Source organism: Kibdelosporangium philippinense, assembly GCF_021390435.2.
GTDB classification, from domain to species: Bacteria; Actinomycetota; Actinomycetes; order Mycobacteriales; family Pseudonocardiaceae; genus Kibdelosporangium; species Kibdelosporangium philippinense.
In genome coordinates, this window is record NZ_JAJVCN010000003.1 from 491540 (window position 1) to 513459 (window position 21920).

At 66.1% G+C, this 21920-nt stretch carries 17 protein-coding genes and 1 pseudogene; 4 read left to right on the top strand and 14 right to left on the bottom strand.

Going from position 1 to position 21920, the window contains the following annotated elements:
* Positions 1 to 17 precede the first annotated feature (17 nt).
* From LWC34_RS34200 to LWC34_RS34245, 10 genes are all read right to left on the bottom strand, one after another.
* Complete coding sequence (locus LWC34_RS34200; RefSeq protein WP_233729396.1) at positions 18 to 788, bottom strand: fumarylacetoacetate hydrolase family protein; 771 nt, start codon at positions 786 to 788, stop codon at positions 18 to 20.
* A gap of 16 nt (positions 789 to 804) precedes the next feature.
* Positions 805 to 2433, bottom strand: coding sequence for a citramalate synthase (gene cimA, locus LWC34_RS34205; RefSeq protein WP_233729397.1), 1629 nt, complete (start codon positions 2431 to 2433; stop codon positions 805 to 807).
* Between the two features lie 630 nt (positions 2434 to 3063).
* Positions 3064 to 4107 (bottom strand): 3-isopropylmalate dehydrogenase, encoded by a 1044-nt coding sequence (locus LWC34_RS34210; protein WP_233729398.1) that lies wholly within the window; start codon positions 4105 to 4107, stop codon positions 3064 to 3066.
* A gap of 125 nt (positions 4108 to 4232) precedes the next feature.
* Positions 4233 to 7517, bottom strand: coding sequence for a S8 family serine peptidase (locus tag LWC34_RS34215; RefSeq protein WP_233729399.1), 3285 nt, complete (start codon positions 7515 to 7517; stop codon positions 4233 to 4235).
* 191 nt (positions 7518 to 7708) lie between these two features.
* Complete coding sequence (gene serA, locus LWC34_RS34220) at positions 7709 to 9307, bottom strand: phosphoglycerate dehydrogenase (RefSeq protein WP_233729400.1); 1599 nt, start codon at positions 9305 to 9307, stop codon at positions 7709 to 7711.
* A gap of 116 nt (positions 9308 to 9423) precedes the next feature.
* A complete protein-coding gene (locus tag LWC34_RS34225) occupies positions 9424 to 9699 on the bottom strand; it encodes a DUF397 domain-containing protein (RefSeq protein ID WP_233729401.1) in 276 nt (91 codons plus the stop codon).
* A 128-nt stretch (positions 9700 to 9827) separates the two neighbouring features.
* Positions 9828 to 11240, bottom strand: a complete 1413-nt coding sequence (locus tag LWC34_RS34230) for a transposase (protein WP_372496548.1) — start codon at positions 11238 to 11240, stop codon at positions 9828 to 9830.
* A 124-nt stretch (positions 11241 to 11364) separates the two neighbouring features.
* The gene (gene ilvC / locus LWC34_RS34235; protein ID WP_233729402.1) at positions 11365 to 12378 is read right to left on the bottom strand and encodes a ketol-acid reductoisomerase; all 1014 of its coding nucleotides are present in this window, start codon (positions 12376 to 12378) and stop codon (positions 11365 to 11367) included.
* A gap of 34 nt (positions 12379 to 12412) precedes the next feature.
* Positions 12413 to 12919, bottom strand: coding sequence for an acetolactate synthase small subunit (gene ilvN, locus LWC34_RS34240; protein ID WP_233729403.1), 507 nt, complete (start codon positions 12917 to 12919; stop codon positions 12413 to 12415).
* On the bottom strand, positions 12919 to 14787 hold the full coding sequence (locus LWC34_RS34245) for an acetolactate synthase large subunit (protein WP_235730280.1): 1869 nt from the start codon (positions 14785 to 14787) through the stop codon (positions 12919 to 12921). The genes ilvN and LWC34_RS34245 overlap by 1 nt, the downstream gene beginning before the upstream one ends.
* Positions 14788 to 15067: 280 nt before the next feature.
* On the opposite strand from LWC34_RS34245, the gene LWC34_RS34250 reads away from it, so the two are divergent.
* Positions 15068 to 15496 (top strand): PH domain-containing protein, encoded by a 429-nt coding sequence (locus LWC34_RS34250; protein WP_233729405.1) that lies wholly within the window; start codon positions 15068 to 15070, stop codon positions 15494 to 15496.
* A 40-nt stretch (positions 15497 to 15536) separates the two neighbouring features.
* Positions 15537 to 17381: a dihydroxy-acid dehydratase gene (ilvD, locus tag LWC34_RS34255; protein WP_233729406.1), complete on the top strand. Its 1845-nt coding sequence runs from the start codon at positions 15537 to 15539 to the stop codon at positions 17379 to 17381.
* 39 nt (positions 17382 to 17420) lie between these two features.
* On the opposite strand, the gene LWC34_RS34260 is transcribed toward ilvD, so the two are convergent.
* On the bottom strand, positions 17421 to 18167 hold the full coding sequence (locus LWC34_RS34260) for an IS630 family transposase (RefSeq protein WP_233729407.1): 747 nt from the start codon (positions 18165 to 18167) through the stop codon (positions 17421 to 17423).
* A pseudogene (locus LWC34_RS34265) lies at positions 18059 to 18403 on the bottom strand (helix-turn-helix domain-containing protein); the annotation flags it as partial. The pseudogene LWC34_RS34265 and the gene LWC34_RS34260, both read right to left, overlap by 109 nt.
* 284 nt (positions 18404 to 18687) lie before the next feature.
* Here LWC34_RS34265 and LWC34_RS34270 point away from each other — a divergent pair.
* Entirely contained in the window at positions 18688 to 19299 is a 612-nt protein-coding gene (locus LWC34_RS34270) for a hypothetical protein (RefSeq protein WP_233729408.1), read from the top strand.
* The gene (locus LWC34_RS34275) at positions 19281 to 20222 is read left to right on the top strand and encodes a 2-hydroxyacid dehydrogenase (RefSeq protein WP_233729409.1); all 942 of its coding nucleotides are present in this window, start codon (positions 19281 to 19283) and stop codon (positions 20220 to 20222) included. Before LWC34_RS34270 ends, LWC34_RS34275 begins: the two co-directional genes overlap by 19 nt.
* Here the strand turns inward: LWC34_RS34275 and LWC34_RS34280 are convergent.
* Positions 20215 to 20919: a DoxX family protein gene (locus tag LWC34_RS34280; protein WP_233729410.1), complete on the bottom strand. Its 705-nt coding sequence runs from the start codon at positions 20917 to 20919 to the stop codon at positions 20215 to 20217. The genes LWC34_RS34275 and LWC34_RS34280 overlap by 8 nt on opposite strands.
* Positions 20920 to 20968: 49 nt before the next feature.
* Positions 20969 to 21883 carry a 2-hydroxyacid dehydrogenase gene (locus tag LWC34_RS34285; RefSeq protein WP_233729411.1) on the bottom strand — a complete coding sequence of 305 codons (915 nt, stop codon included), beginning with the start codon at positions 21881 to 21883 and terminating at the stop codon, positions 20969 to 20971.
* Between the last annotated feature and the right edge of the window lie 37 nt (positions 21884 to 21920).

Here is a 21920-nt window from a genome sequence, read left to right on the forward strand (position 1 = left end):
CACTCACGAGGTCTTTTTTACTTGGCTACCACGGGGTTGGTCAGCGTGCCGAGACCTTCGACGGACACCGAGACCGTCTGGCCCGCGGTCATCGGGCCGACGCCAGCCGGGGTTCCGGTGAGAATTACGTCACCCGGCAGCAGGGTCATCACGCGCGTGACCCACTCGATCAGCTCGGGCACGTCGTGCAGCAGCAGCGAGGTCCTGCTGTCCTGTTTGACCTCGCCGTCCAGTTCGGTCTTGATCGCGAGGTCGGACGCGTCCAGCTGGGTCTCGACCCAGGGGCCGAGCGGGCAGAAGGTGTCGTGGCTCTTGCCACGCGTCCACTGCCCGTCGGCCTTCTGCTGGTCGCGCGCGGTGACGTCGTTGCCGATCGTGTAACCGAAGATGACCGACGCGGCCTTCTCCGCGGGGACGTCCTTGCACGGCTGGCCGATCACCACGGCGAGCTCGGCCTCGAAGTCCACTCTGGACGAGTCGGCAGGCAGCTTGATGGCCGCGTTCGGGCCGATCACGCTGGTCGACGGCTTGATGAAGATGACAGGGTCGGCTGGTGGCTCGCCGCCCATTTCGCGGGCGTGGTCGGCGTAGTTCTTGCCGATGCAGACGACCTTCGTCGGCAGGACCGGCGCGAGCAGCCGGACATCGGCGAGCGGCCATTTCCGCCCGCTGAACGTGGGCTTCACGAACGGCTGCTCGGCGATCTCCAGCGCGACTTCCTGCCCGTCGGCGTCGCCAAGAGCGGCGTAGGCGAACCCTTCGGAATGAGCAATACGAGCGATACGCACAAGCCCACCCTAACGCTCAGACCTGGAGGCTGGCGCGCAATGCCTTGTGGACCAACGCGTCGCACAACGCCAGCCAGCTCGCCTCGACGATGTTGCCGTGCACGCCGACCGTGGTCCATTCGCGTTGACCGTCCGTCGACTCCACGAGCACGCGGGTGACCGCGTCCGTGCCCGGGTGTTCGGTGAGGATTCGGACCTTGTAATCCGCCAGCTCGACCTGCTCGAGCCACGGCAGGTGTGGCACGAGTGCCTTACGCAACGCGGCGTCCAACGCGTGCACCGGACCGTTCCCCTCGGCTGTCGCGATCACACGCTCGCCCGCGACGTGCACCTTCACCGTGGCCTCGGACACGACTGTGCCGTCAACGTGATGGTCGAGGATGACCCGATACGACTCGAGCACGAACGGCGGCGTGTCCACAGGGGACTGTTCTGCTTCAGCAACCTGGGCTCGTAGCAACAGTTCCAGCGAGGCGTCGGCGGCTTCGAACGACCATCCGCGCGCCTCCATCTCCTTGACTTTGCGTACCGCGCCGGAAAGCGCGGCGGGCCGGCCGGCCAGGTCAACCCCGAGCTCACGTCCCTTGAGCTCCAGGCTGGCCCGGCCGGCCATCTCGGTGACCAGTACCCGCATGTCGTTGCCGACGACGGCCGGATCGATGTGGTTGTACAACTCCGGATCCACTTTGATCGCGCTCGCGTGCAGGCCCGCCTTGTGGGCGAACGCTGACGACCCGATGTAAGCCTGGTGGGTGTCGGGTGCGAGATTCGCGATCTCGGCAAGAGCATGGGAGACCCGGGTGAGCTCTGGCACGCATTCGGTGGGTAGCACCGGCATGCCGAGCTTGGTCACGAGATTCCCGACGACGGCGAACAAATCGGCATTGCCTGCCCGTTCGCCGTATCCGTTGGCGGTGCACTGCACGTGCGTCGCGCCCGCCTGCACTGCCGCGATGGAGTTCGCGACCGCGCATGAAGTGTCGTCCTGGCAGTGGATGCCGACCCGGAACCCGGTCCGGTCGACGACTTCCCTGACTGTGTCGGCCAGCTGCAACGGCAACTGGCCGCCGTTGGTGTCGCACAACACGACCACGTCCGCGCCACCGTCCACACCGGCCGTGAGCACGCGCAGGGCCGTGTCGGAGTCGAAGGCGTAACCGTCGAAGAAGTGCTCTGCGTCGAGGAAGACTCGGCGCCCTTCACCTTTCAGGAAGGCGACCGTGTCACGGACCATCTCGCACGCTTCGTCCACATCGGTCTTCAAGGCCAGCTTGATGTGCCTCAGGTCGGACTTCGCGACCAGCGTCACGACCGGTGCTTGCGAGTCCAGAAGGGCCCGTACCTGCAAGTCTTCCGCTGCCGTTGTGCCAGCTTTTCTGGTCGATCCAAACGCGACAAGGGCGGCGTGCTTGAGTTCCAGCTCGCCCTCGGCCGCGCGCGCGAAGAACTCCGTGTCCTTGGGCAAGGCGCCTGGCCAGCCGCCTTCGATGAACCCGACACCCAGTTCGTCCAGCAACCTGGCGACCGCCAGTTTGTCCGCGGCCGAGTAGGAGATGCCCTCGCGCTGCGCCCCGTCCCGCAACGTCGTGTCGTACACGTGGAAGTCGTCGCCGAGCGGTGTGCCGGCCGGGGTCGTGCGAGTCACGGTCGCTCCTGGTGGTGGTCAGTCTGGACAAACAAAAAACCTCCCGCAGGATGCGAGAGGTCGGCGCACTGGGCTTCGTCGAAGCTACCCAGCGCGCTGGTCGATAATGATCACGCCATATGTGGTCATGGTGAGCATGAAACCACATCGTGAGTCCGAATACCACTCCCCGGTCGGCGACTCCCAGGTTCTGAGACCCCACCCCGGCGTGTCCACCGTTCCTGAAGCCCGTGTCCACCGTTCCTGCACCCCGAAATACACATTCCGACACAGTGCGGCTGGACAAAGTGGGGAGCTGGCTGACGTGGCCATTAGCCGGAGGCTGAGCAAGGGCAGCGATGGCTTGGTGGCGAGGGGCGCAGTCAGCACCGACCCGGGAATTTCATGGTGTCGGAATGGCGGACACGACATGCGGGAATGGTCGACACGGCATGCCGGAACGGTGGACACGGTGTGCCGGAATGGTCGACACGGTGTGCAGGAACGGTGGACACACACTTCAGGAACGGTGGACACGGCATGCCGGAACGGTGGACACGGTGTGGGCGAGGGTGGGCACGACGTGTAGAAGGCCGCCTGCTTGGGCGGGCGGCCTTCTGGGTTTCGGCTTACTGGGTTTCGGCTTGTTGGCTACGCGTTGGTGCGTGATGAGTTCGACGAGACCAGTGCCGCCAGGCGGTCGCCGATCGCGTACGTGCCGCCGGGCGAGGAGTGGTCGCGGGTTGCCAGGTCGAAGGCCACGGAGGCCTCGATCCGCCGAGCCGCTTCCCGCTCACCCAGGTGGTCGAGCAGCAACGCCACCGACAGCACCGCGGCCGTCGGGTCCGCGACACCCTGGCCTGCGATGTCCGGGGCGCTTCCGTGCACCGGCTCGAACATGCTCGGGTTGCGCCGGGTGATGTCGAGGTTTCCGGACGCCGCCAGGCCGATGCCTCCGGTCACCGCGGCCGCGAGGTCCGTGAGGATGTCGCCGAACAAATTGTCGGTGACGATCACGTCGAAGCGGCTTGGGTCGGTGACCATGTGAATGGTCGTCGCGTCCACGTGCTGGTACGCCACAGTCACGTCCGGGTGCTGCAGCGACACCTCCTCGACCACCCGCGACCACAAGGATCCGGCGTGCGCGAGCACGTTGGTCTTGTGCACAAGCGTCAGGTGCTTGCGTGGACGGTTCGCGGCACGGTTGAACGCGTCGCGGACAACGCGTTCCACGCCGAATGACGTGTTCACGCTGACCTCGGTCGCGATTTCGTGCGGCGTGTCCTTGCGCAACAGTCCGCCGTTGCCGGCGTACAGCCCTTCCGTTCCTTCCCTGACGACGATCATGTCGATGTCGCCGGGGTCGGCGATCGGGCTGCGCACGCCCGGGTACAGCCGCGCCGGACGCAGGTTCACGTGGTGGTCGAGTTCGAACCGCAGCCGCAGCAGCAGTCCACGTTCCAGAATTCCGCTCGGCACCGATGGATCACCAACCGCGCCGAGCAGGATCGCGTCATGTTCCCGGAGTTCGCCGAGAACCGACTCTGGCAGCAACTCCCCCGTCGCGTGCCATCGAGCGGCCCCAAGGTCGTACCGGGTGATCTCAGCACTCGGAATGACCTCGCCGAGCACCTTGAGGGCCTCGGCGATCACTTCCGGCCCGATCCCGTCACCGGGGATCACCGCGAGCCGCATGCAGACACCTCCGTGGATACAGGCCCAGAGTTCGGGCCACACAGTTCAGGGAAGGCTACCCGCCCCCACCCGGTCATCCGTACCTCGACCACGCTTTGGGGGTCCCCCTTTCGGATCACGAAATCTCAACTTGCGGGAATCCGCACCACCGCGGCCCGGTCTCCGGTCGCATTGTGATGGCTGAGCACCAACAAACCTTGCGACTTGTCGATGCCAAGAACCGCCTTGTCCCGCCTGATGGACAGTGCCGTGCCTGGCTTGGCGAGAAACACGAGCGCGTCACCGCCCTGGCCGGTCGCCCGCAGGCCGGGCTTGAGCGGATCGAACGACATCCCGTCCACGCTGTCAACAAGGTTGCTGCCTGAACCGGGTGGGCTGTAGTACCCGGCGACACCGACCGCATACGAGATCCGCGCCGACGCTGCCGTCGGGTCGATGCCGATCGCCTTGAGCGGCACGGGCAGCACGGCCACGTTCGTGTCGAACACGCCGGTGTCCACGTCGCCAAGCGAGCCGTTCAGCGCGACGCGCGCCACCGACGGGGTGCCGGGCTTCGCCAAGTCCACTGTGTTCACCACCCAGACATCCGTGCCGGTGAGCTTCGTCACGGCGGCTTCGAAGTCCCACTTGCCGTCACCGGTCGTGTCGATGTCCACGTACGGAACCGTGTTGCTGCCGAGGTTGTACCAGTTGCCCCAGGTGGCGATGCCGAACGCGAGGATCGCTTTCTCCGGTTTGCCTTGTTCGACGGCGTGCGGTGCGGTGGACGCAACGCCGACGTATCGGAGGTCGCCGCCCTTGGCCGTGTCGTTGACAGTGCAGCCCTTTGCCAGTTTGCGACGGCACGACGGCAGTTGTGGTGAAGTCGCCTGCAACTGAAGGACGCTGATCAGCGAACGATACGACTCACGGCCTTCGCCTTGATCGAGTCCCTTGCCGCGCAGCGGGAGCAAGGCCTGTTCCCGGCTGTCGAAGCTGACCTGAGGCTCAGCCGTGAGCTTGGCGACGGGCTTTGGCGCCGCATACACCGGAACGCGCAGCGCGGGACCGGACTTCGGCGTCAGCACGAGCCTGCCGGACGCGTCGGCGACGAACTGGCGCGCGTACTCCTCCTGCACGGGCGCGACGGTCGGGTCGATGGTCCGGCGCATCGCGAGCGGATCGTCGACGCGCAACGTGACCGTGACGGACGCGGTGCCGCGCGGAGGCACACGGACGGGGCCGCGCGAGACTTCGTACCGCACGCCAGGAGTCTTGGTGATCTCCTGATAGGCCACCTGGAACTCGGCGGGCGCGCTGCCTTTGTTGACCAGCTTCACGGTCCGGGATGCCGACATGCGGGTGACCGCCTCGACCGTGCCGAACGAGACGCTCACCGCGCCAGGCGACTCAAGGACCATCGCGAGCACCTGACTGTCCAAAGCGGACTGTGCATTCACCCGCCCGGCACCGACCCTTTGCGGCGCGAGCAAAGTGCCGTTCGGTTCGGTTCGGACATCATCGCCAGCGGTGTTCACCACCGCGGCTTTGACTTCCTCGACGGACCACTCCGGATGCGTCTGGCGGACCAATGCGGCGATCCCTGCGACGTGTGGCGCGGCCATCGAGGTCCCGCTGATCACCAAGGTCTGGTTGCCGCTGCCGGACAGCGCCGACGAGATGGTGTCGCCAGGCGCGGCCACATCGGGTTTCACGGCCGGGCCGCGTACCCCGCGTGAGGTGAAAGTGCTTGGCGTGTCGTTGATCTCGGGCGAGTTGCTCTTGTACGCCCCGCGTTTCGACCCGAGCATCCGGACCATCAACGTGCCTGCTTCCAGTGCGGGCAGCAGCGGCTTGGTCGCCGTCGCGGTGAACTGGAAGATCGGCAGGCTGTCGATACCGGCGATGCCAGCGTCGAAGTGATCGGTCGCGGACGGCAGCAACACACCAGCAGCACCGGCGGTTTTGGCGTTCGCGGCGCGACCGGCGGAGCCGCACCGGCGACTGGAGTCCTCGGGAGCCCAGTCAAGCCAGACGAACTTGCCAGCGACCTTGGTCTTGTCGGCTTCGGCGAACGGTTTACAACCATCCTTATTGGACTCAGTGGCCATGGTCACCACCGGTTGGGTCAGATCCAGCTTGTCGTATCCCTTGTAGACCATGCCGTACTGACCGCCCGCTTCCGCCTGCGTTGGAGCGGTCACTTCGACCGCGTCCCGCAGGACAAACGGGTCACGCGTGCTGGCGACGGTCAATGCTTCCGGTGTGTTGCCGGGCGCGCCGCCGATGTCGTACACGTCGCCGCCGTTGCCGCCCGCGATGACCGAAAGCACGCCGTTGCGGGCCAGTTTGCGCACGAACAGGCTGTCTGGGTCGTCCGGCGCGCCGAAGTCGCTGCCCAGCGACATGTTCACGACATCAAGGTGATCAGTGAAGTCGCCGTCCGCGTTCGGGTCGAGCGTCCAGTCCATCGCCTTCGCGGTGAGTTCGGTCGCGCCGAGACAGCCGAAGATCTTGACAGCGTAGATCAGGGCCTTGGGCGCGGAGCCTGGGCCGACTCGCATGTCGTTGGCGGCTTGGGGCGTGAGTTTGGTGTGGTCGCCGCGAAACGTGGACCCGTCCGCGTTCACGCCATACCCAGCGGCCGTCCCGGCGACGTGCGTGCCGTGATCGCCACAGGAGATCGGGTTCAGGTCCGGCGCCGGTGTCTCGGTCCCGAGTCCGCCGGAGGAGTCGTACTGGTCACCCGCGAGATCCGTGCCGCCGACGACTTTCTCGGTCGGGAAGTAGCTGGGGTCGGTTTTGGTCCGGTCGATCGCGGTGTAAGCGGCCGGTGTTCCTGGGCCACCGAAGGTCGCGTGGGTGTAGTCGACGCCGTCGTCGACGATGCCGAGCCGGATCTTGTCGCCGAGCTTCCCGGCGTTCTGCCAGGCGTTCAAGGTCTTGGTGACCTGCAGGGCGCTTGAGTTCGTGCGCGTCTTCGGCACGACCGGGCGGATCGACTGCACCTCGGGCTTCGCCGCCAGCTCGCGGATCGCTTCCGCATCGGCACGGACAACCATGCCCGCGACGGCGTTTGTGGTGGTGTAGACGAGGTTGGCAGTCGCGTCCCTGGTCTTGAGCGCGCTGGCCAGGGCTGAGGCTGTCCGACCGATCTCGTCGGCGGCTTCACGAGCCTTCTGCTTGGCCTGATCGCGGTGGCCACCGGCCCTTGTGGACTGTTCATTGTAGACATCCACGGCCGGGCGCCTCGCCAGTTCCACGAACGCGCTCACCGGACCGGTGTTCGCCACGCGCGCCGAGACCTTGTCGGTCTGCGCCAGCTGTCTGATCGGGAGGCTGGTCGCCAGCGGAAAATCGCTTGGTTTGCTGATCGCGGTGCCCGCGGTCGTCACACTCGCGACGAGCGCGAGCGTGACCGTTGCGATCACCGGACGCCTTCTCCACCCGGTCGGACGGGCCACGCATGCCTCACTCTCCGCGCATTGTTGATGCCGGAAAGCAACCTATCCGCGAATGGCCCAACGACCTAGTACATCCGGCCGAACGTCAGCCTCGTGAGTGGTTATGCGTGTTAGAACACGCATAACCACTCACGAGGGTTGAGCAGGGCGCGGGTTGATCAGGCGTCGAACTGGACCGCGCGGATGTTCGTTGCCGAGATGCTCAGGCCGATCGAGTCCAGCACCGAGGCGTCCACCTGGCGGTCGACGCGCAGCAGCATGATCGCGTCGTTGCCGGACTTGGTCTGGCTGATCTGGGCGGCCTCGATGTTGATGCCTGCCTCACCCAGCAGGGTTCCGACGGTACCCATCACGCCGGGGCGGTCGGGGTACGAGGCAAGCAGCACGGTGCCCTCGGCACGCAGGTCGAAGCTGCGGCCGTTGAACCCGACGAGCTTCTCGACCTGCGCGAGGCCCGAAACCGTGCCGGACACCGTGATCGAGGCGCCGTCGGCGTAGACCGCGCGCAGGGTCACCAGGCTGCGGTGGGCCGCGCTCTCCGACTCCTTGACGATGTCGACCTCGACACCGAGCTCCGCGGCAAGGCGCGGGGCATTCACGAACGTCACCTGGGACTCGACAATGCCGTGGAAAGCGCCGCGCAGTGCGGCAAGCGGCAGGATCGCGACGTCCTCATTGGACAGCTCGCCGCGCACCTCGACGGTGATCGACGTCGGCGTGCCACTGCCCGTCGCGGCGAGCACGAGACCCAGCTTCTGGGTCAGCGGCAGGTACGGCCGGACCTCCTCGCCGACCGCGCCACCGGCAACGTTCACACCATCGGGTACAAAGTCGCCGCGCAGCGCCAGCAGCACGCTCCGGGCGACGTCCGTGCCCGCGCGGTCCTGTGCCTCGGTGGTCGACGCGCCAAGGTGCGGGGTGACGACGACGTTCGGCAGGCCGAACAGCGGGCTGGCGGTCGTCGGCTCGGTGGCGAAGACGTCGATTCCGGCGCCGCCGACCTGGCCCGACTGGATCGCGTCGGCCAGTGCCTGCTCGTCGACAAGGCCGCCACGGGCGGCGTTGACGATGATCACGCCCTTCTTGGTCTTGGCCAGCTGCGCCGCGCCGATCAGGCCCTTGGTCTCCGGGGTCTTGGGCAGGTGCACCGAGATGAAGTCGGCCCTGGCCAGCAGCTCGTCCAGCTCGACGAGCTCGATGCCGAGCTGCGCGGCACGAGCGGCCGAGACGTACGGGTCGTAGGCGATCAACGTCGTGTCGAACCCGGCGAGGCGGGCGGCGAACAGCTGACCGATCTTGCCGAGGCCGACGACACCGACGGTCTTGCCGTTGATCTCGACGCCCGAGTACGCGCTGCGCTTCCACGCGCCGCCCTGCAGGCTCTGGTCGGCCGCGGGAATCCGGCGGGCCACCGCCAGCAGCAGGCCGACGGCGTGCTCAGCAGCCGAAACGATGTTGGACGTCGGCGCGTTCACCACCAGCACACCGCGCTCGGTCGCGGCCGGGACCTCGACGTTGTCCAGGCCGACACCGGCACGCGCGACGACCTTCAGGCGCGAGGTCGCGCCGAGCACCTCGGCGTCCACCTGGGTCGCCGACCGGACGAGCAACGCGTCCGCGTTGGCCACTTCGGTGAGCAGTGCGGGCCGGTCAGTGCCGTCGACGTGACGGACCTCGACCTCCTCGCCGAACACGTCCAGCACGGACGGCGCCAGCTTTTCGGCGATCAGAACGACAGGTCGGCTGGTTGCAGTCACGGCAACGCACTCCAATTGATCATTTCATGATGTGGGAGGAGACCGGGTACGACGCCGGGCCCGGACAAGCAGGAGTCTAGATCCTCACAGGCACGTTACGAATGAGTTATGCCGCACTACCAAGGCTCGTCGAATTCACCTGCGCGAACACCCTTGACGAACGCATCCCACTCACTGGGAGTGAACACCAGAATGGTGCCGTCCGGCTCGGTCGACTTACGCATCGCGGTGTACGTGACCCCGTCGCTGTGCTGCACGAATGCCAGTTCGACGTACTCGCCACCTGGGTCGGCACCCGGTTCGGCGAAGCGCTGCCATTCGGCGTTCGTCAGGTCGAGATTCCCGCGAACATGCGCTTTGTCGTCATAGATCGGCGCAGTGTCACCATTCATAAGCGCTAGGTATAGCAAAAACCCTCGTGAGTGTTTTCGCCGGTTCTAACCGGCCTGGTGTTTTAACGTTGTGAGGGCATGGTGGGCAGGGCCGTCGCGGAGCGGCGGCCCTGCTTTCGTTGCTGGGTTTAGGTTTTTGTCACTGGACGGACGATGCGATGCCGCGTCGCGGGGATGGATGTATGCCCTGTCGGGCGGCCCGGACCGGGCCGTGAAGGTTTTCGCGGTTTCGCCGGAGATCCCAGGCGCGGGTGAAGCCCACGAAACCCGCGTTTGACCCGTAGCGGGCTGAGCGGTCCCCGGCGTCGTTCCCAGGACAGTCGCTGATCGGCGATGAGCCCACGCGCCAGGACCAGGTGAACATAAGCCACAGCCACCAGCCAACTCCACCGCTCGGCTTGCTCGGGGCCACGCACTCGAGGGCGGGTCCAAGCCAGGTATTGCTTGAGGAACCGGAAGAGGTGCTCGATGCCGTAACGGCGCAGATACGCCCGCCACACCCGGTCAAGATCGAACGAGCCCTCAGGCCCGGTCCAGAACAACCACATCGGCGGGTACGCCGGGTCGGCCGAACACACCCAGACCACACTGCCCCGGGTCACCGGGCGGGAGTACCCGGGCCGGTAGCCAGGTTCCCGCAGTGCCGCCGATTCCGAGGCACGCGGGTGCATCCCATGCCACACCGACACACTCACCGCGGCCCGCCCAGGCTCGGCGGGCACCGCGAGGTATTCGTCCGGGTCACGCCAGCTACGGCGATCGGACAGTTTCATCTTTGGCCCGTGCACTCGCGGCCGCCCGATCGTGCCTGGTTCCCGCGGCGGCGGATCGGCCATCACCACCGCGTCCTTACGCAACCGGACCACGATCTGCACCCGCTCGCCGGTCAACCGGCCACCCAGATACACCGGGCTGTAGTCCCCGTCAGCACACACAATCGGAACCAGACCACCACCATCATCACCACCGTCCGGGTCCCGGTCGGCAGCCACCTGCTTCAGCAACGCCTCGATCTGCCCGACAGCAACCACATTGTGGTTCTCACCCACCGCGATACGCGCCACCGCCACCGGCGACGCCCACGACGAACCGCTCGTCCCGGTCGCGGCCAGCCACTGAAACCACCAGCCCGGAGTCACCACCCCGCTGCCACCGCCAACATCCTTGCCCGCGTCGTAGTTCAACGTCCGGTCCGGGCTGGTCGGCGCATCCGGACGCGGCCACTGCGAACAATCCAACGCGAACACCAGCCCCGAGGACCGATCCACCACACCCGCCAACACACCCGCCAACACCGCGGCGTCGATCCGGCCCCGATCCAACGCGGCATACACACTGCCATGCCCACGCCGCAACACCGGCTCCAAGCTTAGATACGGCAACGACTCCAACCGGCCCGGATGACACAACAACGCGTCCACCATCTCGAACAACACATCCGGCCACCTCGTGAACGACTCATACACCGCCCGGCGGAACCGCCGCAGCCGCCGGAGTTGGCCTACAAGGGATCCATCAGGCACACTGCCAGACACGGCCACCGCTTTCGTGATCAAAGTTCTGTGGAAGGAACCAAGATCATCGAGCGGTGGCCGCCTCCATGTCAAAGATCAACCACCCGGAACGTTAAAACACCAGACCGGCGAAAACACTCACGAGGGTTGATCAGGCGGTTTCCGTGATGGGCCGGTCCACCCAGGACATCAGGCCACGCAGTGTGCGGCCGACCTCCTCGATCGGGTGCTGCTCGCCCTCGGCCTGCAGCTTGGTGAAGTTCGGACGGCCGGCGGCGTCCTCGCCCACCCACTCCTTGGCGAACGAGCCATCCTGGATCTCACCGAGGATCTTGCGCATCTCCTCCTTGACCGCTGGCGTGATCACGCGCGGGCCACGGGTGACGTCGCCGTACTCGGCGGTGTCGGAGATCGAGTAACGCATCCGGGCGATGCCGCCCTCGTACATCAGGTCGACGATCAGCTTGAGCTCGTGCAGCACCTCGAAGTACGCGATCTCCGGCGCGTAACCGGCCTCGGTGAGCACCTCGAAACCGGCCTGCACCAGCGCGGTCGTGCCGCCACAGAGCACGGCCTGCTCGCCGAAGAGGTCCGTCTCGGTCTCTTCCTTGAAGGTCGTCTTGATCACGCCCGCCCGGCTGCCGCCGATGCCCTTGGCGTACGCCAGTGCGATGGCCTGCGCGTTGCCGGTGGCGTCCTGCTCGATCGCGATCAGCGCGGGCACGCCCTTGCCGTCGACGAACTGGCGGCGGACCAGGTGGCCAGGGCCCTTCGGGGCGACCATGAAGACGTCGATCTCGGGCGCGGGCTGGATCAGGCCGTAGCGGATGTTGAAGCCGTGCCCGAACGCGATCGCGTTGCCTGCCTGCAGGTTCGGCGCGATCTCCTCGTCGTAGATCTTCTTCTGCTTGGTGTCCGGCGCCAGCAGCATCACGATGTCCGCCTCGGCCGACGCCTCGGCCGGGGTGAGCACGCGCAGGCCCTGCTCCTCGGCCTTGGCACGGGACTTCGAGCCCTCCTGCAGGCCGATCCGCACGTCCACACCGGAGTCACGCAGGCTCAGCGCGTGCGCGTGGCCCTGGCTGCCGTACCCGATGACCGCGACCTTCTTGCCGCTCAGTACACCGAGGTCCGCGTCATCGTCGTAAAAGATCTCGACACTCATGCTCATTGATTCCTTTATCAACCTGTGGGGTTCTTCAGCGAACGGCCGTCGCGGTGATCGAGCGGGGACCGCGGCCGATGGCGACCATTCCGGACTGCACCATCTCACGCACGCCATAGGGCTCGAGCATCCGGCGCAGCGCCTCGATCTTGTCCGCCGTCCCGGTCGCCTCGATGGTCAGCGCCTCCGGTGAGACGTCAACCACCTTGGCACGGAAGAGCTGCACCGTTTCCAGCACCTGGCTGCGCACGGTCGCGTCCGCGCGCACCTTCACCAACAACAGTTCGCGCTGGACCGCGGAACCCCGTTCGAGCTCCACGATCTTGATCACGTTCACCAGCTTGTTGAGCTGTTTTGTCACCTGTTCGAGTGGCAATTCGTCGACTGCGACCACGATGGTCATCCTGGACACGTCTGGGTGCTCGGTCGGTCCGACGGCGAGCGACTCGATGTTAAAGCCGCGCCGGGAGAACAGACCCGCAACGCGAGCAAGCACACCCGGCTTGTTCTCGACCAGGACGCTCAGTGTGTGGGTGGACATCAGATCTCATCCTCGTCGAACAGCGGCCGGATCCCGCGTGCCGCCATGATCTCGTCGTTGCCGGTGCCAGCCGCGACCATCGGCCACACCTGCGCGTCCTTGCCGACCACGAAGTCGATCACGACCGGCCGGTCGTTGATCTCCATCGCCCGCTTGATCACGGTGTCGACCTGCTCGCGAGTCTCGCACCGCAGGCCAGCGCAGCCCAATGCCTCAGCGAGCAGCGTAAAGTCCGGAATCCGGTGCTTGTGCGTGCCGAGATCGGTGTTCGAGTACCGCTCCGAGTAGAACAGGTTCTGCCACTGGCGGACCATGCCGAGGTTGCCGTTGTTGATCACCGCGACCTTGATCGGCGCGCCCTCGATGGCGCACGTGGCCAGCTCCTGGTTGGTCATCTGGAAGCAGCCGTCGCCGTCGATGGCCCAGACTTCCTTGTCCGGCATGCCGAACTTGGCGCCCATCGCGGCTGGCACCGCGAAGCCCATCGTGCCGAGGCCACCCGAGTTGATCCAGGTCATCGGCTTCTCGTACTTCACGAACTGCGCGGCCCACATCTGGTGCTGGCCGACGCCCGCGGTGTAGATCGCGTCCGGGCCGACCAGCTGGCCGATCCGCTCGATCACGTACTGCGGCGACAGCGTGCCGTCGGTCGGCCACTCGTACCCGGCCGGGAACGTCTCCCGCCAGCTGTTCACCTGCGCCCACCACGCGGTCAGGTCGGCCTTGCCGCGTTCGTGCTCGGCCTGCACCGCGCCGATCAGCTCGGTGATGATCTCCTTGCAGTCGCCCACGATCGGCACGTCGGCCTTGCGGTTCTTGGAGATCTCGGCCGGGTCGATGTCGGCGTGCACGACCTGCGCGTCCGGCGCGAAGGACGCGAGCTGGCCGGTGACCCGGTCGTCGAACCGGGCACCGAGCGCGATGATCAGGTCGGATCGCTGGAGGCAGCCCACCGCCGCCACCGATCCGTGCATTCCGGGCATCCCAAGGTGTTGCGGATGCGAGTCAGGGAACGCGCCCCGCGCCATCAGCGTGGTGACCACCGGGATGTTGGTCAGCTCGGCGAGCCTGAGCAGCTCGGCCGACGACTGCGACTTGATCACGCCGCCGCCGACGTAGAGAACCGGACGACGGGCCGAAGCGATCAGCTTCGCGGCCTCGCGCACCTGCTTGCCGTGCGGCCGGGTCGTCGGCCGGTAGCCAGGCAGGTGGATCTCGGGCGGCCAGGAGAAGCTGGTGGTCTCCTGCAGCACGTCCTTGGGGATGTCCACGAGCACGGGGCCGGGTCGGCCCGTCGATGCCAGGTGGAACGCCTCGGCGATGGTCCGCGGGATCTCCGCCGGATCGGTGACGAGGAAGTTGTGCTTGGTGATCGGCAGCGTGATGCCGCAGATGTCCGCCTCCTGAAAGGCGTCGGTGCCGATCAGCGCCCTGGTCTGCTGGCCGGTGATGGCCACGACCGGGACGGAGTCCATGTTCGCGTCCGCGAGCGGGGTGACGAGGTTGGTCGCGCCAGGACCGGACGTCGCCATGCAGACACCGACCTTGCCGGTGGCCTGCGCGTATCCGGTGGCCGCGTGGCCAGCTCCCTGCTCATGCCGGACGAGGACGTGACGGACCTTGGTGGAGTCGAGCAGCGGGTCGTACGCCGGCAGGATGGTTCCGCCAGGAATCCCGAAGACCACCTCGCAACCGACTGCCTCGAGCGAACGGACCAGCGACTGGGCTCCAGTGACACGCACCGGGGCGCCCGTTGGCGGCGCTGGTTTCGGACGGTTGGCCGGGGCGGAGCTGTCCCCTGGTTTGGGATCAGCTCCCGGTTTCGGCGCCCCGGGCTTCGCGGCGGGTCGCGATGTAGCGCTCGTCATCGGTTCTGCCTCGTGAGTCAGTGGTCGGGTATGGGGTCCAGACACGAAAAAACCCCCGTCGACCTGATAGGTCGCACGAGGGTCGCGCGTCGACGAGTCTGTAGTAGCCCTAAGCGTCGACGCGCTTGGGAAGTACGAGACCAATCGGGTTGAACATACCTCGGACGGTAGTGCGGATCGTGCGCATGCGTCAAATCTGCGGGACACCAATCCCGGATAGTGGACCCGATCGGGGGACCCGCCGACCGGCCGCCAGCGGCAAACGTGCACCATCTTGTGTGTGACCGCCGTCAGCAAGGTTGTCTTCCGGACCCCTCCGACCGCCCATCTCGGTGCGCTGCTGCTCGCCGTCGCCGCAACGCCGTTCGCATTCGCCGCGCCGGGCTTGTTCGCGATCTACTTGGTACCGATCGCGCTCATCGTCTGGGTGCTCCGCAATCGCACGACCGCTGACACCGACGGCCTTGTCGCGCAGAGCTTGTTCGCCAGCCGCACCTTGAAATGGGACGATCTGGCGTCATTGAAACTCAACCGTGGCCGGGTGTCCGCGGTCGGCACCGACGGCACCGTGACCCGGTTGCCGGGTGTCCGGCTGCGACACGTGTCACTGCTTTCCACAGTCAGCAACGGTCGTATCCCCGACCCAGCTGCCGATCCTGTGTCCGACGACGAGGAAAGTCCGGCCACACCGGACACCCCGGCGGAGTAATCTCGCTGTAGTTCCCACCGCTGAGTCTTTTGGAGGGGCGATGCCCCAGTTGCGTTCCCGCACGACCACTCACGGCCGCAACGCCGCGGGCGCACGCGCGCTCTGGCGTGCGACCGGTATGACGGATTCCGACTTCGGCAAGCCGATCGTGGCGATCGCCAACTCCTACACGCAGTTCGTGCCGGGCCACGTACACCTTCGCGACCTCGGTGACATCGTCGCCGATGCCGTGCGCGAGGCTGGCGGTGTCGCGCGCGAGTTCCACACCATCGCGGTGGACGACGGAATCGCGATGGGCCACAGCGGAATGCTGTACTCCCTGCCGTCCCGCGAGATCATCGCGGACTCGGTCGAATACATGGTCAACGCGCACCAGGCGGACGCGCTGGTCTGCATCTCCAACTGCGACAAGATCACGCCGGGCATGCTGAACGCGGCCATGCGGCTGAACATCCCGACGGTGTTCGTCTCGGGTGGACCGATGGAGGCGGGCAAAGCCGTGGTCGTCGGCGGTGTCGCGCAGGCGCCGACCGACCTGATCACCGCGATCGCGGCGTCCGCGAACCCGTCGGTCGACGAGGACGGGCTGTCGATTGTGGAGCGCTCGGCCTGTCCGACGTGTGGCTCGTGCTCCGGGATGTTCACCGCGAACTCGATGAACTGCCTGACCGAAGCGCTCGGATTGGCCTTGCCGGGCAACGGGTCCACTTTGGCCACCCATGCCGCGCGCCGCGACCTGTTCTCCAGGGCGGGAACGACGGTCGTCGAGCTGTGCAAGCGTTGGTACGGCGCCGACGATTCCTCGGTGCTGCCGCGGGAGATCGCATCCCGTAAGGCATTCGAGAACGCGATGGCCCTCGATATGGCCATGGGCGGTTCGACCAACACGGTCCTGCACATCCTGGCCGCGGCGCAGGAAGGCGAGGTCGACTTCACGCTGGCCGACATCGACGCGACCAGCCGCCGGGTTCCGTGCCTGTCGAAGGTCTCGCCGAACTCCGACTACCACATGGAAGACGTGCACCGGGCCGGTGGAATTCCGGCGATCCTCGGTGAACTGGACCGCGCGGGACTGCTCAACCGGGACGTCCACTCGGTCCACAGTTCGGACCTGACGTCGTGGCTGTCCGAATGGGACATCCGATCTGGACAGGCGTCCGATGCGGCAATCGAACTCTTCCACGCGGCCCCAGGCGGCGTGCGGACCACTGAGGCGTTCTCTACGACGAACCGCTGGTCTTCTTTGGACACCGACGCTGCTTCAGGCTGCATCCGTGACAAGGAGCACGCGTACACGGCCGATGGAGGTTTGGCCGTGCTGCGTGGGAACCTGGCGGAGAACGGCGCGGTCATCAAGTCCGCTGGAATCGATCCGTCATTGTTCCGGTTCCAAGGTCCTGCCCGGGTGGTCGAAAGCCAGGAGCAAGCGGTTTCGGTGATCCTGAACAAGGAGATCCAGCCGGGTGACGTGCTCGTGGTCCGCTACGAAGGCCCGGCCGGCGGCCCGGGGATGCAGGAGATGTTGCACCCCACGGCGTTCCTCAAGGGCGCAGGCCTCGGCCAGAAGTGCGCGCTGATCACCGACGGCCGCTTCTCCGGCGGATCGTCGGGCCTGTCGGTCGGGCACATCTCCCCCGAAGCCGCGGGCGCGGGCACAATTGGACTCGTTCAAGACGGCGACCAGATCCTGATTGACGTCACCACCCGGACACTGGAACTGCTTGTGCCGGAAGAAGTTCTGGCCGAGCGCCGGGCGAAGATGGAGTCGAGCGAGCGGCCGTGGCAGCCGGTCGACCGGGATCGCACTGTGACAACGGCATTGCGCGCGTACGCACACATGGCGACCGACGCATCCACTGGCGCGGTGCGGCGAATCCCGTCGTAGAAACCACCTAAAGACCTTTCGGTATTTGAGTGAGTTATGTCATAGGGAAAGGCCGGTGTGGTCGAGGAAGTTGAAGCACAGTTGGTAGCTGCTGCCGACGCGTTCCAGGCCGGTCTGCGCGGCGGTGTGGGCTTCGTCGAGGGTGTCGGGGCACAAGTTGGCCAGTTCGCGTGCTTTGACGTTGCCCCATACCGTTTCCATCGGGTTGAGGTCGGGGGCGTAGCCGGGCAACGGTTCCACGTGCAGCCAGTGTCGTTGGGTGGTCAGCCATGCCTTCATGTCGTTCGATCGGTGGGCGGGCAGGCCGTCCCAGATCAGGGTGACTTTCTGGCCGTCGAGGTGCTCGTGCAGAGCGGTGAGGAACTCGATCAGCGAGGCGGTGTTGTAGGCGCCTTCTTTGATGCCGAACACGAACACCGCCTCGCTGCGGTCGGGTCGGTAGGCCAGCGCGCCGGACATCGACAGGCGTTTCCAGGAGAACCGGTGGGTCAGCACCGGGGTCTGGCCGCGTGGCGCCCAGGTGGCCCGGACTACGGGCAGCAGGGAGAATCCGGACTCGTCCTGGAAGCAGATCCAGGCCCCTCGGCGCCGGGCGCTTTTTTTATGCGCGGCCACTCCTTTTTCACCCACCTGTCGATGGCCTCCTGGTCGCGTTCGGTGGCGCGGCGGGCGGGACGCTGCCTGCTCCAGCCCAGCCGCTCGCGCAGGATCGTCCAGGTCTGGGTTTGCGAGTACCGCACCCCGGTGACCTTCTCGATCACCTCGGCCACCCGCGCCAGCGTCCACATGTCGGTCGGGAATCCGTTCGCCTTCGGCCCCTCCGCCAGCGCGCCGGCCACCTCGGCCACCTGCTCGTCGGTCAGCTTGGGCAGCCGCCCGGCACGACCAGCCCCGGCCAATGCCTGCCGTCCGCCGGCCGACCACGCCCGGTGCCACCGTGAGGCGGTCTGCGCCGAGACTCCCAACTCCACCACCACATCGACCTGCCGCTTGCCGCGGTCGAACATCTCCGCTGCCCGCATCCGACGTTCTCGCAACGCCTCAAAATCACGGCGGGCAGCTACTTTCTTGCTGCTACGGCCTTTCCGACGCTGGCCGGCCGATCGTGACGGTTCTGGCACACCACGATTGTCCTACCAGGCAAGGCGAATCACCCGCAACGACTCACCCTATTACCGAAAGATCTTTAAGTAGACGAAAGCCGGGCATTCGTGTCCGGCTTTCGTGTCATTTTCGGGCGGCTACTCCGTGCTGCACCCTGAGGTCCGGCGCGATTCCTGTCACCAGATCACACAGAGGTGGTCTTATGACGAAAACCGTCGCCGTCCCGGACATCACTGCGGTTTTCCTTGATCAGCCAGCGAGCCACATCGTCCACAAAGGACCGCTCGGCGCTCTTGCCGAGTTCTACCGTGATCCGCTGGCCCGCGTGACGCTACTGGTCACGTCGCTGTTGCTGTGTTACGTGGGCGGTGCCGCGATGTTCTACGTGCACGCGATCCTGTTCAACGAAGGCGGCCCGGCCATCAGCCCGTATCTGCATTGGGCGCTGGATTCTTCGTTCGGCTTCATCGCGCTCACTCCGATCATCGCGGTGCTACTCCCCCTCGCGGTCTGGCTGATCCGCGACCGGCCTCGCTGGCTGTTTCCGCTTGTGCTGGGCGTGTTGTTCGCGGTCATCACGATCCCCGGGCCGTTGGCGCACGACATGTTCGTGGCAAGGGGAACGCCGATCGCCGCGTTCGTCACGCACCACTGGGGCGATCCGTCGATCATCATGCAGCCGCCGACCGAGTACACGGCCGTGGCCAAGATGACGCACCAGTTCCTCGGCGGCCTGCCGGTATATCTGGCGTTGTCCACAGTGGCTTACGTGTCCATCCGCGCTATCGTTGCCAAGTGGCACAAGTCCTCGTAACCCGCGAAATGGTCGACGAAGCGATGCAGGCTTTGACGGGCCGGTGCGAGGTCGATCTCTACACCGGCCCGCCGGAAGCCATGCCGCGCGACGAGTTCCTCAAGCGCGCCAACGGTAAAGACGGCCTATTGACCATGTTGTCCGAGCGGGTCGACGCGGAACTGCTCGACGCGGCCGGTCCGCAGCTGAAGATCGTGGCCAACCACGCGGTCGGCTACGACAACATCGACGTCGCCGAGTGCACCCGACGCGGCGTGCTGGTCGCGAACACGCCGGACGTACTCACCGAGGCGACCGCGGACCTCGCGTGGGCGCTGATCCTGGCGTGTGTCCGCAGGATCGCGGAAGGCGACCGGTTTCTCAGGGCGGAAACCCCATGGATCTGGGGCCCGAGAATGATGCTCGGCCACGAACTCTACGGCCGGACCCTGGGCATCGTGGGCTACGGCCGGATCGGGAAAGCGACCGCCAAGAGGGCCGAAGGCTTTGGAATGCGGGTGATTCACAACTCCCGCTCGGGCGGCGTCCCGTTCGAAACCCTGATCGCCGAGTCGGACGTGGTCTCGATCCACGCCCCGCTCACACCCGAGACGAAACACCTGTTCAACGCGGACGTGTTCAAGAACATGAAATCCACTGCGGTCCTGGTGAATACCGCGCGCGGACCGTTGGTGGACGAGGCCGCTTTGGCGCACGCGCTGCGTACCAACGAGATCTTCGCCGCTGGGCTGGACGTGTTCGAGCGGGAGCCTCAGGTCGAGAAAGCGTTGCTGGACCTCGACAACGTCACGATCGTGCCGCATCTTGGCAGTGCGACCGTCCAGACCCGGGCGGCGATGGGACTTTTCGCCGTCGAGAACCTCCTCAACGGCATCGCCGGGCATCGCCCCCGGGCCTTGGTCAACCCAGAAGTGCTTACCTGAACACGACAAGCGTGACGACGGACAGTCCAGCCGCGACGATCAACATGAACAAGCCGAGCGGGACCGGGCGACGGCCCCACGGGGTCGGGCGGTCGAGCGAGATTCGGCCCGGACCGGTGAACAGCAGCATGAACGCCGCCGTGCCGAGCGCGAGCTCCCACTCGAAGCCGCGCGGCGGGTTGAAGAACCCGTTGCCCCACTTCAGGTAGACGACATTCGCCATCACGCCGAGGATCGCGGCCGCGCCGATCGGGGTGAACAGGCCGAGCACCAGCAGCACGCCGCCGACCAGCTCGGACACGCCGGTCGCCCAGGCGAGAATGGTGGTCTGGCTGAAGCCCTGCGTGCCGAGGAACTGCGCGAACCCGTCGATGCCCGGGCCGTTGAACAGGCCGAACAGCTTCTGCGACGCGTGCACGATGAACGTGCCACCGAGCACGAGCCGCAGTACGAGCAGACCGAAGTCCAACCCGCCATGCCATGCATATCCGGGCTTGGTTCGCTCCTCCTCGTCCGCGCCAGGTCTGGACAACACGGTTGTCGTGGACGAGCTGCTGTAGCCGGAATCGTCGTACCGGCCGTAATCCTCGTCCGACGGCTCAGCCATCCGGTGCGAACCGGAGTAGTCGTCGCCGCCCATGGAATACATCCCTGGGTAGCCGCCCGCGGTCCTCGAGCGGTCATCGTCGGTACTCACGGCGGGGAGGCTACGGGAAAGCGCCGGAAAACGCTCTACAAAGTTTTTATCAATACTCGCCACGGACCAGATTCGACGGTTTCTCGCCTGCCGCGAACATCGAGATCTGGGTTGCCGCCACGGCATACGCGCGTTCGAAGTTGCCCGTGCATGTTCCGGCAACATGCGGAGTCAGCAGCAGGCCAGGTGCCGTCCACAGTGGATGATCCGACGGCAGCGGCTCCGGGTCGGTGACGTCGAGCGCGGCGCGCAACCGGCCAGAACGCAGTTCAGCGAGCAAGTCGTCGGTAACCACAACAGGTCCACGCGCCGCGTTCACAAGTACGGCACCGTCCGCCATCTGGGCCAGGAACTTCGCATCTACCATTCCGACGGTTTTCGGGGTAACCGGCACCATCAGAACGACAACGTCGTAGTCGCCGAGCAACTGGGGAAGTTCGTCCACACCGTGAACGCCTTCACGCGCGGTCGTGCCGACCAAGGTCACCTGCGAGTCAAAGGCTTCCAGCCTGCGCTTGAGCTGGGTTCCAAGATCACCGGCGCCGATTGTCAGCACGCGTTTGCCTTGCAGCGTGTCGGTCTTGCGCAAGTCCCACCGGTGTTGCGCCTGCGCGGCCGCGAACTCGCGCATTTCCCGGTAGATCGTCAGCAGTGCGGCCATGACCCACTCAGCCGTGCTGCCGCCGTGCGCACCGCGGCAGTTGGCGAGCATGATCCCATCAGGCAGCTTGCCGACCCAGCTCTCCGCGCCTGCCGAGAGCAGTTGCACCAGCTTGAGCTTCGGCAGCTGCGGGATGTACGCGACCGACTGGGCCCCGGCCTGAAAACCGGGGATGAGCACGTCCGCCTCCTGCGCCCCAGGTGGCAGAGGTTCGCCGACCTCGAAGCGGACCGGTCGCACGCCGTCCAGCTCGGCCAGCACGGACATTCCGTAATCATCAGGTACCAGAACAGTGATCGGCACGAAAACAACAGTAGGCCTTATCGATCTCGCCGGCCTG

Coding starts and splice junctions, on each gene's coding strand:
- LWC34_RS34210 (WP_233729398.1), bottom strand. CDS start 4,107: ATGCGGCTCGCGGTGATCCCCGGTGACGGGATCGGGCCGGAAGTGATC.
- LWC34_RS34225 (WP_233729401.1), bottom strand. CDS start 9,699: ATGAATGGTGACACTGCGCCGATCTATGACGACAAAGCGCATGTTCGC.
- ilvC (WP_233729402.1), bottom strand. CDS start 12,378: ATGAGTGTCGAGATCTTTTACGACGATGACGCGGACCTCGGTGTACTG.
- ilvN (WP_233729403.1), bottom strand. CDS start 12,919: ATGTCCACCCACACACTGAGCGTCCTGGTCGAGAACAAGCCGGGTGTG.
- LWC34_RS34245 (WP_235730280.1), bottom strand. CDS start 14,787: ATGACGAGCGCTACATCGCGACCCGCCGCGAAGCCCGGGGCGCCGAAA.
- ilvD (WP_233729406.1), top strand. CDS start 15,537: ATGCCCCAGTTGCGTTCCCGCACGACCACTCACGGCCGCAACGCCGCG.
- LWC34_RS34270 (WP_233729408.1), top strand. CDS start 18,688: ATGACGAAAACCGTCGCCGTCCCGGACATCACTGCGGTTTTCCTTGAT.